Genomic DNA, 14,618 nt, shown 5'->3' with positions numbered 1-14,618 from the left:
CTTTCGCGGCTTTTTTTTATAATTGGCTGGCTCTCATATTCAGCTTGTCGCCTACTAAAGATGCAATTTTTGTAGATGGTTTATCAATGAATGTATAGCCAAACCATGAGATAAGCACACAAAATAATAAACTGACTAATGTGCTTATTATACTAGCAAATTGGTTAGTAATACCTGCATCATGTAAATAAACAAATAATGCCGTTCCAATACTCATGATAATAGGGATATGAAATACATATAAGGAAAATGAGATCTTACCCAGAAAAGTAAATACAGATCTGGACAGATAATTTGAAAGTTTTGATGATGTATTAGCTATTAATAATAAAACTACTGCTGCGATTGAGTGACAGAATGTGGCTAAACTTTCTTTACTAAAACCTGTGAGTTCATTTAAGAAGTTAATTTCAATTGTCCACGGATTTTCTGTTGCAAGAACAACTGTTAATATACTGGCTGGAAGAATAAACTTAGGTTCAAATTTTATGTTATATACCAAAATAGTACCGCCAATGATAAATAGTATCAAATAGCAGCCAAGTGTCGGTTCAATCAGATAGATAAGTATTGCTGATATTATGATGTGGGCACCGTTTTTTTTGACAAAAAATAATGCGGCATAGAGATACAGAAAAAGTGACCCCATTAACTCTATTTTAATCGTCCAGAGTGGGCCATTATAGGAGGTATCGCCTATGTAAGCAGAATACAGACCATTGTATATGGCTCCAGTTAGTGTGAGTTCTGATTGATAGTTAGATTTTAACCACTCGTGTCCACCGACGATCGCCGCCATTTCGGCATTATGGAAGCCTATCGTATTTTGTAAAACAACAGCCAGAATGACTGAAGCGAGTACCAGTGGGGTAAGTCTAAAGTATCTTTTTATAAAGCTTTCTTTAAGATAAGAAAGGTCGTTTTGCCGCTTATAAAAGCCAATGAGCAACACATAACCACTCATTACGAAAAATAGACAAACTGAGAAGTTCCCATCCAAAATTCTTCGATATATCTGCCACCATACTGAGTTTTGCGAATATAATCCATTTGGCGATACCAGCACCCCCATAAATACATCCATATGGTAAAGCACGACGACAAGCGACGCGACTCCGCGGAGTCCGTCGAGATGTTTATAATGTTGCAAGTGAGACCCCGTAGCCTGTTTGGCTTTATTTTTGTTGTGTTCCATAACCAACGCGTCAAGAAGCAGAACCTGACGGTATTTGTTTATATTACCACACTGATGTTAACTGGTAGTTATTTTTTTGTTGTTGTGATCGGTCTCACGATAGTTGATTTAACATTAAATTTGCTTAAGTATGTGAAATTAAGCCCGGAGTGCAGCACCCATCATGCCGAATAAATTATTTTTAAACGCTTTCATTATCCAGGATCAATGGAGTGATATTTGTCAGTGAGGTTCAGTGTGTTAAAATAGCAACATTACAATGCACAATAATAAGTTGCTTTATTTCGGAGTTTGCATGAGCGTTTTTTTTAGATGTTTAGAGTATTTAAAAACCAGACGTTTTTTATATTTTATACTGTTTTTTCTGTCCCTTGTGTTGTGTTGGTTTGAACCTACAAATATATTTTTTACCACTTTTTTCTCTGTTTTTATTTTCTTGCGTTTGATTTTTTGTATTCGTAATAAAATAATCAGAAATAGTCTGGTGGTTTTTGTTTCATTGATCACGTTTTTGACTTACTTTATCTATCAGAAATATGGTGGACTCTCAACTAGTATGGTTATGTCAACCTTCGGGGTTGGCCTTTCCGTTTCATTAGGTACCGTACAAACCTTTGGTCTAAAATTTCTGGTAGGTTTTCTTTTCATACTTTTTGCGCTTTCGTTGTTATCTATTAAAATACCAAAAGCACGCTATTCTGTTAAAGAACGTGTTATTTTGACTATTAGTCTTATCCTTATTCTTTCAAAGCCTGTGATAGATGGTGTTAGTTTTTGGGGGACTAAATTCTTTATCAATAATATCGAATATTCACCAACTTTTATTTCGCAGCCATACATCGATCAGTACAAGATTTTTTTTGGACCTCTTGTTTCCTCAGTGTCGATTATCGCTGAAAATATAGTTGATGATGTTAAATACAAAAAGATAGAGCATAAAGAATATCCTGATTATATTAAAAAAGAGACTGAAGGTAGCCAGAACATTATATATGTGATTGGCGAATCATCTAACCCTGGCCGCTATGGTATTTACGGCTATGGAAAAGATACTACGCCAAACTTATCGCAGATGGATAGAGATGGACAAATATGTGTCGTTAATAACGTTCACTCTCCGGCTGCGCAAACACGACTTGCTGTACCGATGCTGGTTTCTTTTGAAACGCCCTTGCAGCGTGGCAACTTGTTTAAATTTAAGAATCTTATCGAGATGGCACAATTGCAGGGCTACCATACGTACTGGTTCGACTCTCAGATGCAAAACAACATGTGGAACAAGCCTTTCGGTTATCTGGCAAAATATGCTGAAGTACTGCAAACTCCGGAAGATAATAATACCCGTTTCCCAGTTAACGAGGGGCAGGACGAAAAGTTATTACCGGCAATCAAGCATTATTTTAAACAATCGCAAGAGAGAAATTTTTACGTCATTCATCTGATGGGTAACCATTTGCCTTATTCTGACCGTAGAGGGGAAGCGGACAACCCGATGGTTGATGATTATGATGCGTCTATTTATAACGTCGATGATACCTTAAAGAGTATTTTTACCCTTGCTGATACCTATCTTAAAGATTACAAGTTGGTTTATGTATCAGACCATGGGGAAGTTGTGGGACAGGGACATGGTTTTCCATCCAGTGATAATGAAATGTATAAAATTCCATTGCTGATGAATGATGCGTCCTGGTGTGCGAAGGCTGAACAATTGCGCAACAACAATCACTACTTCTCATCTGATTTAACCAAATTCCTGGTGTTAGAAATGATGGGTTATGCTGTTTCTGATGAGCATATGAAAGACGCGGTAAAAAATTCTGATTTCGTGCTGAATGAAAAAGAAGACGCTATTCGTTTCTCTGAATTAAGGGATGTGCCCTTACCGCAACATCCTTAATCGGCGGTTAATACATAGACTCTGGTTTAAAGGATGATCATATTAAACCAGAGTCCCTTCAATGCATGTTTCGATTTACTTATGTCTGGACTTAAGATTATCGATAACATCCCCTAAATCCAGCCCCTGGTCCTGAAGTAGTACCAGCAGGTGATACATCAGGTCTGACGCTTCATTCTTCAGTTCAAACTTGTCATTTACCGTCGCGGCCAGGGCGGTCTCTACGCCTTCTTCCCCAACTTTTTGCGCAATACGTTTGGTGCCGCTGGCATACAGTTTCGCAGTGTATGAGCTCTCCGGGTCTGCATGTTTGCGCCCGGCCAGCAGTTGTTCCAGTTGATAGAGGAACAGCCACTGGTGTCCGGTTTCTCCAAAGCAGCTTGAAGTCCCTTTGTGGCAGGTCGGGCCTATCGGGTTGACCAACACTAACAGGGTATCGTTATCGCAATCCGGGGTGATGCTGACCACATTAAGAAAGTTGCCGGAGGTTTCACCTTTTGTCCACAGGCGCTGTTTGGTGCGCGAGTAGAAGGTTACTTTGCCGCTTTCTTGCGTTTTCGCCAGCGCGTCCTCATTCATATATCCCAGCATTAACACTTCGCCAGATTCAGCGTGCTGTATGATGGCCGGCATCATGCCGTCGGTTTTTTGCCAATCCAGCTGTTCACTCAACATACCCTGATCTCCACGCCCTGGGCTGACAGGAACGTTTTTAATTCGCCAATATTAATAATTTGTTTATGGAACACGGAAGCGGCGAGGGCGCCATCGACGTTGGCGTCGCGGAATGCCTCAAGGAAGTGCTCCATGGTACCGGCGCCGCCGGAGGCAATCAGCGGAACGTTACACACTTCACGGACCTTTCTGAGCTGATCCAGATCGTAACCGTTGCGCACGCCGTCCTGGTTCATCATGTTGAGAACAATTTCTCCCGCTCCGCGCTTTTGTACTTCCTGTACCCAATCCAGCGTCTCCCATTGGGTGACGCGAGTTCGGCTCTCATCGCCGGTGTACTGATTAACGTGATATTTTCCGGTCTGTTCATCAAACCAGGTATCAATCCCTACCACGATGCACTGCACGCCAAAGCGATCGGCGAGACGGGTGATTAACGTTGGATCCGCAAGCGCAGGCGAGTTAATTGAAATTTTGTCGGCGCCGAAGGAGAGGATCTGCGCCGCGTCTTCCAGCGACTTAATTCCACCGGCTACGCAGAACGGAATATCAATCACTTCCGCTACGCGCGATACCCAGCTTTTATCGACTACCCGGCCATCGCTGGAGGCGGTAATATCGTAGAACACCAGTTCATCCGCGCCTTCATCGGCATAGCGTTTTGCCAGCGGAACGATATCACCGATAATTTCGTGGTTGCGAAACTGCACGCCTTTTACTACCTGACCGTCGCGGACGTCCAGGCAGGGGATTATCCGTTTTGCCAGCATTGAATGGCCTCCGTTACGTTGAATTTACCTTCCAGTAGCGCGCGGCCGACGATCACCCCGCGAACGCCGGTTCCGCGCAGCGCGGCGATATCGCTGAGACCGCCGATCCCGCCGGAAGACTGGAACGCCACCTGCGGATAACGCGCGCAGACCTCTTCATATAGAGAGACGTTGGAACCCGCCAGAGTACCGTCACGGGAGATATCAGTACACAGCACATGTTGCAAGCCGACCGGCAGATAGCTTTCCACCAGCTCTTCCAGAGTGACGCCAGAGTTTTCCTGCCAGCCGCTCACCGCCACCTGTTTATGACCCTCGGCATCAATGCGTACATCCAGCGCCAGCACCAGATGCTCGGGGCCAAAGCGTTTAAACCAGCCTTTGACCTCCTCCGGCGATTTCACTGCCGTTGAACCGACCACCACGCGCGCCACGCCGGCATCAAGCAGTGCGGCAACGTCTTCTTGCGTACGTACGCCGCCGCCGACCTGCACAGGTACCGTAACGCCGGCAACTAAGGTCTTAAGCAGCGGAATCTGGCGTTTTGCCGGATCTTTCGCCCCAGTCAGATCAACCAGATGCAATACTTCTGCGCCCTGATCCGCATAGGATTGCAGGCGCGGTAACGGATCGTTGCCATAGTCGCGCTGCTGGCCATAGTCGCCCTGATGCAGGCGCACCACGGTACCGTCAATTAAATCTAAAGCTGGAATGATCATTACATCTCCAGGAAATTTTTCAGCAGCTGCGCACCGGAGCTACCTGAGCGCTCAGGGTGGAACTGTACGCCAAAGAAGTTATCTTTCTGTACCGCCGCGGTGAAGGCCTCGCCGTAGTTGCATTGGGCGATAGTGTACGGATTGACCTGCATGGCGTAGCTATGGACGAAATAGAAATAAGCGCCTTCTTCAATGCCGCGGAACAGGCGATCGCCGGCTTTGGCATAGACCCGGTTCCATCCCATATGCGGCAGCGGCAGTCCGTGGTCGGTCATTTTCGGCACTTCTTCATCAATAATGCCCAGTAGCTCAACACCGTTATTCTCTTCGCTGCGCGCACCGAGTAACTGCATGCCGAGACAAATCCCCAGCACCGGCTGGGTACAGGCTTTAATCAAGTCAATGAGCTCGCGTTCGCGCAGCTGATCCATCGCAGCCTGCGCGGTGCCGACGCCGGGCAGAAAAAGTTTATCGGCACGCAGAACAACATCCGGCTCGCGGCTGACCACTGGCTCATAGCCATGGCGGCTCACTGCAGATTTCACCGAGTTGAGGTTGGCGCACCCGGTATCGAGGATCACCACGTTCATCACAATACCCCTTTTGAAGATGGCAACGTGTCGCCCTGGACCCGAATGGCCTGGCGCAGCGTACGGCCAAAGGCCTTGAACAGGCTCTCGACGCGGTGGTGATCGTTCTTACCTTTGGTTTTCAGGTGCAGCGTCACCGCCATGGTATAGGAGAGCGAGCGGAAGAAGTGTTCGACCATCTCGGTGCTCAGGTCGCCGACGCGCTGATAGGTGAAGTCAGCTTTATATTCGAGGTGTGGGCGACCTGAGATATCCAGCGCACAGCGCGCCAGGCATTCATCCATCGGCAACACGAAGCCAAAGCGGTTAATGCCGCGCTTATCGCCCAGCGCCAGCTTCAGCGCTTCGCCTAACGCCAGGCCGGTATCTTCTACGGTGTGGTGATCGTCGATGTAAAGATCGCCGCCGACGTTAATCTCCAGGCGAAAGCCGCCGTGGGTGGCAATCTGATCGAGCATGTGGTCGAAGAAACCCACGCCGGTGTGGATCTTGCTGCCGCCTTCACGATCCAGCCAGACTTTAACGTCAACCTGGGTCTCTTTGGTGATGCGCTCAACGTGAGCGTAGCGGTCGCGACGGGTCAGCTGTTCGCAGATGGTCGGCCAGTTCAGCGTTTCACTGTTATAGCGCAGGCCGATGATGCCCATGTTATCCGCTAACTCTATATCGGTGGCGCGGTCGCCGATGACGTAACTGTGGGCTTTATCCATTACGCCCTCTTCCAGCCACGGCAATACCAGTTGGGTCTTCGGCTTACGACAGTCGCAGTTATCACCAGGCATGTGCGGGCAAATCAGCACGGATTCAAAGTTAACGCCCTGCGAGGAGAAGACCTGCATCATCAGGTTGTGCGGGCCGTCGAACTCCTCCTGCGGCAGGCTATCGGTACCAAGGCCATCCTGGTTGGTGATCATCACCAGCTTATAGCCTTCCTGCTGTAGCTTAAGCAGCGCCGGGATCACCTGCGGTTCGAAGGCCAGTTTTTCAAACCGGTCTACCTGAAAATCAACCGGCGGTTCAGAGATAAGCGTACCGTCACGGTCAATAAAGAGAAACTTCTGGGTCATACATTCTCCGCAGTCAAAGCGTCAATCACGCGCTGGCTCTCTGCACGGGTACCGATAGTGATACGCAAACAGCCGCTTAATGAGGGTTGTTTATTTTGGTCACGTAATATAATGCCCTGATCCCACAAAGATTTAAACACCGCGCTGGAGGCGGTTATCCGCGCCAGCAGGTAGTTGGTCTCGGAATCGAAAACCTGCTCGACGCAGGCGATGCCGCGCAGCGCATTGACCAGGTATGCGCGTTCATCCAGGATCTGCGCCACACGCGCGCGCATAGCGGCAATGCCTGCCGGGCTTAATGCCTGGGCGGCGATATCGGCGACCGGCGTCGAGAGCGGATAAGGCGCGATGACTTTCAGCAGTACATTAATCACCTCTGCGTTAGCCAGCGTAAAACCGCAGCGCAGCCCGGCCAGCGCAAAGGCTTTCGATAAAGTGCGCAGGATAACCAGGTGCGGGTACTCGTTTAGCCAGTTCGCCAGAGATGCCTGGGGGCAGAACTCAATATAGGCTTCATCCGCTACCACGATCGCTTTACCGCGCGTCATTTCCAGCAGGGCGCGGAAATCTTGCGGATCGATTATCTGCCCGGTCGGATTATTGGGGCTGCAGACAAACACCACTTTCACGCCGGTGAGATTCGCTTCGATACCCGGCAAATCGAGCTGCCAGTCGGCGAGCGTCGGCACCGTACGGCATTCAACGCCGATGGTTTCGGCGCTGACGCTGTACATGCCGTAGGTTGGCGGGCAATAAAGGACAGCGTCCTCGCCCGGTTCGCAAAAGGCGCGGATCAGCAACTCGATGCCTTCGTCAGCACCGCGGCTCACCAGTACCTGTTCTGGTTTTACGCCGGCATATTGCGCGTAGTTTTCGATAACCGCCTTCGGCTGTGGTTCTGGATAGCGGTTTAACGTCTGTTCGGTCAACTGGAATTCCACGGCGGTGGGGAATTCGTTGGCGTTCAGCCACACGTCGCCTTTCCCCCCAAGACGGCGGGCGGATTGATACGGCGTCAGCGCGCGGATATTGGCGCGGGCTAAGTCTTCAATGCTCATGCTTGCTCCTTAAGGGCGGCTACGCGCAGCGTTACGGCGTTTTTGTGGGCGGTCAGCAGTTCGGCTGCGGCCAGGATCTCGATAGTCGGGGCGAGGGCGGCGAAGCCTTCACGCGTCAGTTCCTGTACGGTCATGCGCTTTTGAAAATCAGCCAGACCGAGGCTGGAACAGGTCGCGGTGTAGCCGTAGGTCGGCAGCACGTGGTTGGTACCAGAGGCGTAATCACCTGCCGATTCTGGCGACCAGTCGCCGAGGAATACCGAACCGGCGCTGGTGATACCGTCAACCAGTTCACGGGCGTTACGGGTCTGGATAATCAGGTGCTCCGGTCCGTACTGATTTGAGATCTCTACACATTGGGCGAGATCGCGGGCGACAATAATACGGCTGGCGGAAAGCGCTTCACGCGCGGTTTCGGCACGCGGCAGGGCCGCTAGCTGACGTTCAACCGCTGCGGCGACCCGGGAGCCTATGTCGGCGTCCGGGGTCAGCAAGATAACCTGGGAATCCGGGCCATGTTCCGCCTGCGAGAGCAGATCGGAGGCGACGAAATCCGGCGTCGCGCCGCTGTCGGCAATCACCAGAACTTCCGACGGGCCAGCGGGCATATCGATAGCCGCGCCGTCAAGGCGCTGGCTGACCTGGCGTTTGGCCTCGGTGACGAAGGCGTTGCCAGGGCCAAAGATTTTAGCGACTTTCGCCACCGATTCCGTGCCGAAGGCCATTGCCGCGATAGCCTGCGCGCCGCCGACGTTAAAGATATTACGCACGCCGCAAAGCTGCGCCGCATAAAGGATTTCATCGGCAATCGGCGGCGGCGAGCAAAGTACCACTTCCTGACAGCCGGCAATGCGCGCCGGTGTGGCGAGCATCAGCACCGTTGAAAACAGCGGCGCCGAACCGCCCGGAATATATAAGCCGACGGAAGCGATAGGGCGGGTAAGCTGCTGGCAGCGAACGCCGGGTTGGGTTTCAACATCGACAACCTGCAACTGCTGCGCGTTGTGAAAGGTCTCGATATTGTTGACCGCCACCGCCATCGCTTGTTTGAGCTCGTCGCTGAGGCGCGCGCCGGCGGCGGCAATCTCTTCGTCAGACACTTTGAGCGCTGTGACGGTGGTTTTATCGAATTTGGCGCTATATTCGCGTAAGGCGGCATCGCCATTCTCTTTTACGTTAGCGAGGATCCCGGCTACCGTTTTGCTGATGCTCTCGGAAGCTGAAATCGCCGGGCGCGTTAATAGTTGTTGCTGTTGTGCGGCGCTGCAGCTATTCCAGTCGATAATGGTATTGAAGCTCATGGTCATTTCCCCTGTTTGTCCCGTAAACGAATTGCTGGATTACTCCATCATTTTCTCTATCGGTAGCACCAGAATAGAACTGGCGCCCAGCGCTTTCAGTTTTTCCATGGTTTCCCAGAACAGGGTTTCGCTGCTGACCATGTGCATCGCTACCCGCTGTTTGTCTCCTGCCAGCGGCAGAATAGTTGGCCGCTCTGCGCCCGGCAGCAGCGCCACCACTTCTTCCAGCCGTTCGGTCGGCGCGTGCATCATGATGTATTTCGATTCGCGGGCCTGGATAACCCCCTGAATACGGGTCAGCAGACGGTCGATCAGCTGCTGTTTCGCATCGTCCATCTCACCGTCGCGCTGGATCAGGCAGGCTTTGGAACGATAAATCACTTCAACTTCGCGCAGGCCGTTGGCTTCGAGGGTTGCGCCGGTAGAAACGAGATCGCAGATGGCATCGGCAAGGCCAGCGCGTGGGGCGACTTCGACGGAGCCGTTCAGCAGACAGGATTTAAAGGAGATACCTTTCTGATCGAGATAGCGCTTTAACAGGTGCGGGTAAGAGGTGGCGATGCGTTTACCGTCCAGCGCCGCCGGGCCATTCCAGTTTTCATCCACCGGTGTCGCCAGCGACAGGCGGCATCCGCCAAAATCGAGACGGCGCAGGGTGAAATAGCGCGGGTCTTCGCCCTGCGCGCGGCGGCTCAGCAGCTCTTCTTCCAGCACGTTCTCGCCGATAATGCCAAGGTCGACAACGCCGTCCATCACTAGCCCCGGAATATCGTCATCGCGAACGCGCAGAATGTCGATCGGCATGTTTTCCGCAAGGGCGATCAGACGCTGGGTGTGCAGGTTGACTTTAATGCCGCAACGGCCGAGCAGTTCGCGTGAATCTTCACTCAAACGGCCTGATTTCTGAATAGCTATGCGTAAACGGGTGTTGTCTAACATTGTTGTTTTCCTCTGAATACCTGTCTGAATCTGTCCGAATTCGGTCCAAAAAAAAGCCCCCGGAAGTGAATCTTCCGGGGGCTCTCTTTGCGTTCATGCACCACTGGAAGATCCAAACGTCTTCCAGCACACATCGCCTGAAAGACTAGTCAGGATGATGGTGATGATGGTGGTTTTTAAATTGAACGCTGTTCATAAAATTCTCTTTGAATGACTATGCATTTGATGTCTTTTAACCTAAACCAGTTCCGGCGCATAAAGCAAGCCCTTTTTTCCATCATTAATTCATTTCATATTCGTCGAACAAATTGTCAGGTCTCGCAGGCTGGCGTAGCCTAGTATCAGCACAGCGAATGAGTCAGGAGCCAGGGTATGAAAAAGGTCGCGATTGTCGGATTAGGGTGGCTGGGCATGCCGCTTGCGTTGTCATTGCGCGCGCGTGGTTGGCATGTCACCGGCAGTAAAACGACGCAGGATGGCGTAGAGGCGGCGCGGATGTGCGGTATTGAAGGATATCCGCTGCGTCTTGACCCCCAGCTGATCTGTGATGCTGAGGATCTGGACGCGATGATGAACGTCGATGCGCTGGTCATCACGTTACCAGCGCGGCGCACGGGCCCCGGGGAAGATTTTTATCTACAGGCGGTGCAGGAGATTGTCGATACCGCGCTCTCGCGGCATATTCCACGCATTATTTTTACCAGTTCGACCTCGGTTTATGGCAATACTGAAGGGACGATGAAGGAAAATTCGCCGCGCGATCCGCAAACCGCCAGCGGCAGGGTTCTGAAAGAGCTGGAGGACTGGCTGCATGCGTTGCCGGGTACCTCGGTGGATATTCTGCGTCTCGCCGGGCTGGTGGGGCCTTCTCGCCACCCGGGGCGTTTCTTTGCCGGTAAATCGGCTCCGGATGGCCAGCACGGGGTCAATCTGGTGCATCTGCAGGATGTTATTGCCGCGATTGAGTTATTGCTTCAGGCTCCGAAAGGCGGACACATCTATAATATATGTGCGCCAATGCATCCGGCGCGAGGTGTCTTTTATCCGCAGATGGCCCGTGAACTTGGGCTGCCGTTACCGGTATTTACCGATAACCCGGAAGGCGGTAAAGGCAAAATCATTGATGGCAACCGGATCTGCTATGAGCTTGGCTTTGAATACCAGTACCCCGATCCGCTGGTGATGCCGATGGAGTAACCACCAGCAGGCATTCGCGTACCGTAAGGGGGGGCGATGAAACCACTGCTGGATGTCCTCGTTATTCTTGATGCCTTAGAAAAAGAGGGGAGCTTTGCCGCGGCCTCGGCAAAGCTCTATAAAACCCCCTCGGCGCTGAGCTACACCATCCATAAACTAGAAAGCGATCTAAATATCCAACTGCTGGATCGTAGCGGCCATCGGGCGCGCTTTACTTGCACCGGGCAGATGCTGTTGGAAAAGGGGCGTGAGCTACTTCATGCCGCTCGTGAACTTGAGCTGCAGGCTATCAGGTTACATCAGGGCTGGGAAAATACCCTGACCATCAGCGTCGATATGACTTTTCCTTTCTCTCTTTTAACTTCACTCATGGAACAGTTTTATCAACAGCACAACGTGACCCGTTTGCAATTCACCAATGCTGGAGGTTGGGATGCTATGGCGGCAGGCGAGGTCGACATGGTGCTGGGCGCGCTTAACGAGCCGCCAACGCTGGTGGGTTATGGTTTTAGTCTGCTTGGCGAGCTGGATCTGTGTTTTGTGGTCGCGATTAATCATCCGCTGGCGCAGGCTAAGGAACCGCTGAATTTGCGGGTGTTACAGCGATATCGGGCGATTATCTGCGATGCCGGTTTGCTGCAAAGCGAAAAGCAGGAGAGTGTGACGGTTTTTGATATGAACGGCCTGTTGGAGCTGGTATGCGCCGGGCTGGGCTGGGCCTACTTGCCGCGTTATCTGGCTAAGGCCTGGCTGGAGAAGGGCAAATTGGTCGAGAAACGCATTACCACACCCGCGCGGCTGCATCGGGCATGGATTGGCTGGAATGAAGACGTTTTTGGCCTTGCCGCGCAATGGTGGTTACAAGCGATATTAGCAAATAGTGCTATTCGTCAGATCTACAATACTAAAATAGTATGAATATTAGGCGGTTAGAATTCTTAGCCTATTAATAAACCTTACAACATCTTGTCATTAAGCCAGAAGTTGTTGCAAAATACGCAGCCTGAAAACCAGAGACTAGCCGACGCTTTTTTTAAAGTGTCGGTTATTTTTTTGGTCGAAAGACACATCATTCAATACCAAGAGGCCGGGCTTCGTACCGGATAGATATTTACTAAAAACCGACAGTCGTTGTCGCTGAGGAATAGAAAGAAATGGGGCAATTTTTTGCTTACGCGCTGGCCTTCGCCGTAAAAGGGGATAACTATGTCGCATAACGCTACTCCAAATACCTCTCGCGTGGAATTACGTAAAACCCTTACGTTAGTTCCGGTTGTAATGATGGGCCTGGCCTATATGCAGCCGATGACGCTGTTCGATACGTTCGGTATCGTCTCTGGTATGACCGACGGCCACGTGCCGACGGCCTACGCCTTTGCGTTAATCGCTATTCTTTTTACTGCGCTGAGCTATGGGAAGCTGGTACGCCGCTATCCTTCCGCTGGTTCAGCGTATACCTACGCCCAGAAATCCATTAGCCCGACCGTTGGCTTCATGGTGGGTTGGTCCTCTCTGCTCGACTACCTGTTCGCGCCGATGATCAATATCCTGCTGGCGAAAATCTACTTTGAAGCGCTGGTGCCTTCGATTCCGTCGTGGGTGTTTGTTATCGCGCTGGTCGCGTTTATGACCGCCTTTAACCTGCGCAGCATCAAGTCCGTCGCCAACTTCAATACCGTTATCGTGGTGTTGCAGGTGGTACTGATTGCCGTGATCCTCGGCATGGTGGTGTATGGCGTATTTGAAGGCGAGGGCGCCGGTACGCTGGCCAGCAGCCGTCCGTTCTGGTCCGGCGATGCGCACGTTATCCCGATGATTACCGGGGCGACGATACTCTGCTTCTCATTTACCGGCTTTGACGGCATCAGCAATCTGTCTGAAGAGACCAAAGATGCAGAACGCGTTATTCCGCGCGCTATCTTCCTGACTGCGCTGATTGGCGGCCTGATCTTCATTTTTGCTACCTACTTCCTGCAGCTGTACTTCCCGGATATCTCGCGCTTTAAGGATCCGGATGCCTCACAGCCTGAAATCATGCTGTATGTGGCAGGTAAAGCCTTCCAGGTGGGCGCGCTGATCTTCTCCACTATCACCGTGCTGGCCTCCGGTATGGCGGCGCACGCTGGCGTTGCGCGCCTGATGTACGTAATGGGCCGCGATGGCGTATTCCCGAAAAGCTTCTTCGGCTACGTGCATCCGACCTGGCGCACTCCGGCGATGAACATCATCCTGGTTGGCGCGATCGCGCTGCTGGCGATTAACTTTGACCTGGTAATGGCGACCGCGCTGATTAACTTCGGCGCGCTGGTGGCGTTCACCTTCGTTAACCTGTCGGTTATCTCGCAGTTCTGGATCCGCGAGAAACGTAACAAGACGCTGAAAGACCACTTCCAGTATCTGTTCCTGCCGATGTGCGGCGCTCTGACTGTCGGCGCGCTGTGGGTTAACCTGGAAGAGAGCTCGATGATCCTGGGTCTGATCTGGGCCGGTATCGGTCTGATTTACCTGGCGTGCGTAACCAAAAGCTTCCGCAACCCGGTACCGCAATACGAAGACGTTGCGTAATCACGCTTTATGCTAACAAAAGCCGGAGGGAAACCTCCGGCTTTTTTGTTTCTGGCGTCCGCTGAATATCCCCGGTGGCGGCCGGGGGGCAGGGGATGGAGCGCTTACTTCTCCTGTCGCATCACGTTAAGCAGCGTATCCAGCAGTCCTGGAAAGCGGGCATCCAAATCGTCGCGGCGTAGCGAAATTAAGTTTTCCCGCCCCTGAGGACGTTGCCAGATCACGCCGCTGTCGCGCAGTACCCGCCAGTGGTGAGTCATGGTGGATTTAGCGATATCTTCTTTGCGTAGCGCGTTACAACTCTGCTCGCTGCCGTCGGAGAGCGTGCGGATGATTTCCAGCCGCAAGGGGTTACCCAGGGCAAAAAGGACATTTTCCAGGCGAATTTGTTCACGTTCGGGGTGATTGGCGATCATAATATTCCTGTGTCGGCGGTTGTGCTGTTTACGCGAACAGCAGTCCGTATCGGCGGCTGGCGGCTAATATACCCAAACTCCTTTTCTTGCGCCACGCGCGCCGTCGCAACCTGACCGATAACAGTGATAGAGAAAACAGTTCGAATATACTCGTACAGTTGTACTATTATAGATGCCGTAAACCTAACCGCGGCGGATTTAGCCGCTCATTGACAGTCAAAATGAC

16 protein-coding genes and 1 other annotated feature are annotated in these 14,618 nt (G+C 51.4%); of the genes, 5 read left to right on the top strand and 11 right to left on the bottom strand.

Annotated features, from left to right (window positions below):
• Positions 1–16: 16 nt before the first annotated feature.
• The gene (locus PGR09_RS09985; protein ID WP_315711188.1) at positions 17–1,195 is read right to left on the bottom strand and encodes an acyltransferase family protein; all 1,179 of its coding nucleotides are present in this window, start codon (positions 1,193–1,195) and stop codon (positions 17–19) included.
• A gap of 556 nt (positions 1,196–1,751) precedes the next feature.
• On the opposite strand from PGR09_RS09985, the gene PGR09_RS09980 reads away from it, so the two are divergent.
• On the top strand, positions 1,752–3,095 hold the full coding sequence (locus PGR09_RS09980; protein ID WP_161801950.1) for a phosphoethanolamine transferase: 1,344 nt from the start codon (positions 1,752–1,754) through the stop codon (positions 3,093–3,095).
• Positions 3,096–3,170: 75 nt separating this feature from the next.
• On the opposite strand, the gene hisIE is transcribed toward PGR09_RS09980, so the two are convergent.
• From hisIE to hisL, 9 genes are all read right to left on the bottom strand, one after another.
• Positions 3,171–3,770: a bifunctional phosphoribosyl-AMP cyclohydrolase/phosphoribosyl-ATP diphosphatase HisIE gene (gene hisIE, locus PGR09_RS09975; protein ID WP_047045945.1), complete on the bottom strand. Its 600-nt coding sequence runs from the start codon at positions 3,768–3,770 to the stop codon at positions 3,171–3,173.
• The gene (hisF, locus tag PGR09_RS09970) at positions 3,764–4,540 is read right to left on the bottom strand and encodes an imidazole glycerol phosphate synthase subunit HisF (RefSeq protein ID WP_045391773.1); all 777 of its coding nucleotides are present in this window, start codon (positions 4,538–4,540) and stop codon (positions 3,764–3,766) included. Before hisF ends, hisIE begins: the two co-directional genes overlap by 7 nt.
• Positions 4,522–5,259, bottom strand: coding sequence for a 1-(5-phosphoribosyl)-5-[(5-phosphoribosylamino)methylideneamino]imidazole-4-carboxamide isomerase (hisA, locus tag PGR09_RS09965; protein WP_047045942.1), 738 nt, complete (start codon positions 5,257–5,259; stop codon positions 4,522–4,524). The genes hisF and hisA overlap by 19 nt, the downstream gene beginning before the upstream one ends.
• Entirely contained in the window at positions 5,259–5,849 is a 591-nt protein-coding gene (hisH, locus tag PGR09_RS09960) for an imidazole glycerol phosphate synthase subunit HisH (protein WP_430916100.1), read from the bottom strand. The genes hisA and hisH overlap by 1 nt, the downstream gene beginning before the upstream one ends.
• On the bottom strand, positions 5,849–6,916 hold the full coding sequence (gene hisB / locus PGR09_RS09955) for a bifunctional histidinol-phosphatase/imidazoleglycerol-phosphate dehydratase HisB (protein ID WP_047066723.1): 1,068 nt from the start codon (positions 6,914–6,916) through the stop codon (positions 5,849–5,851). Before hisB ends, hisH begins: the two co-directional genes overlap by 1 nt.
• Positions 6,913–7,974: a histidinol-phosphate transaminase gene (hisC, locus tag PGR09_RS09950; RefSeq protein ID WP_337087437.1), complete on the bottom strand. Its 1,062-nt coding sequence runs from the start codon at positions 7,972–7,974 to the stop codon at positions 6,913–6,915. The genes hisB and hisC overlap by 4 nt, the downstream gene beginning before the upstream one ends.
• Positions 7,971–9,275, bottom strand: a complete 1,305-nt coding sequence (gene hisD, locus PGR09_RS09945) for a histidinol dehydrogenase (RefSeq protein WP_047078084.1) — start codon at positions 9,273–9,275, stop codon at positions 7,971–7,973. The genes hisC and hisD overlap by 4 nt, the downstream gene beginning before the upstream one ends.
• Before the next feature lie 39 nt (positions 9,276–9,314).
• Positions 9,315–10,214: an ATP phosphoribosyltransferase gene (gene hisG / locus PGR09_RS09940; RefSeq protein ID WP_045379285.1), complete on the bottom strand. Its 900-nt coding sequence runs from the start codon at positions 10,212–10,214 to the stop codon at positions 9,315–9,317.
• Between the two features lie 47 nt (positions 10,215–10,261).
• Positions 10,262–10,384, bottom strand: a sequence feature (His leader region).
• Positions 10,360–10,410, bottom strand: coding sequence for a his operon leader peptide (gene hisL, locus PGR09_RS09935; protein ID WP_009654477.1), 51 nt, complete (start codon positions 10,408–10,410; stop codon positions 10,360–10,362). Its footprint overlaps the feature before it by 25 nt.
• 176 nt (positions 10,411–10,586) lie before the next feature.
• Between hisL and PGR09_RS09930 the strand changes: the two genes are divergently transcribed.
• From PGR09_RS09930 to plaP, 4 genes are all read left to right on the top strand, one after another.
• Positions 10,587–11,411: an SDR family oxidoreductase gene (locus PGR09_RS09930; RefSeq protein ID WP_045391752.1), complete on the top strand. Its 825-nt coding sequence runs from the start codon at positions 10,587–10,589 to the stop codon at positions 11,409–11,411.
• 36 nt (positions 11,412–11,447) lie between these two features.
• Positions 11,448–12,329 carry a LysR family transcriptional regulator gene (locus PGR09_RS09925; RefSeq protein WP_315711178.1) on the top strand — a complete coding sequence of 294 codons (882 nt, stop codon included), beginning with the start codon at positions 11,448–11,450 and terminating at the stop codon, positions 12,327–12,329.
• 236 nt (positions 12,330–12,565) lie between these two features.
• A complete protein-coding gene (gene yoeI, locus PGR09_RS09920; RefSeq protein ID WP_098949253.1) occupies positions 12,566–12,628 on the top strand; it encodes a membrane protein YoeI in 63 nt (20 codons plus the stop codon).
• A complete protein-coding gene (gene plaP, locus PGR09_RS09915) occupies positions 12,618–13,976 on the top strand; it encodes a putrescine/proton symporter PlaP (protein WP_015365827.1) in 1,359 nt (452 codons plus the stop codon). Before yoeI ends, plaP begins: the two co-directional genes overlap by 11 nt.
• A 104-nt stretch (positions 13,977–14,080) precedes the next feature.
• Here the strand turns inward: plaP and PGR09_RS09910 are convergent, their stop codons facing one another.
• Positions 14,081–14,392: an ArsR/SmtB family transcription factor gene (locus PGR09_RS09910; RefSeq protein ID WP_015365828.1), complete on the bottom strand. Its 312-nt coding sequence runs from the start codon at positions 14,390–14,392 to the stop codon at positions 14,081–14,083.
• Positions 14,393–14,618 lie beyond the last annotated feature (226 nt).

The sequence above is a fragment of the Klebsiella sp. 141251 genome, assembly GCF_050600725.1.
Taxonomy (GTDB): domain Bacteria; phylum Pseudomonadota; class Gammaproteobacteria; order Enterobacterales; family Enterobacteriaceae; genus Klebsiella; species Klebsiella aerogenes.
Note: the sequence above shows the minus strand (reverse complement) of the source record. Positions and strands in the feature narration are given on the sequence as shown.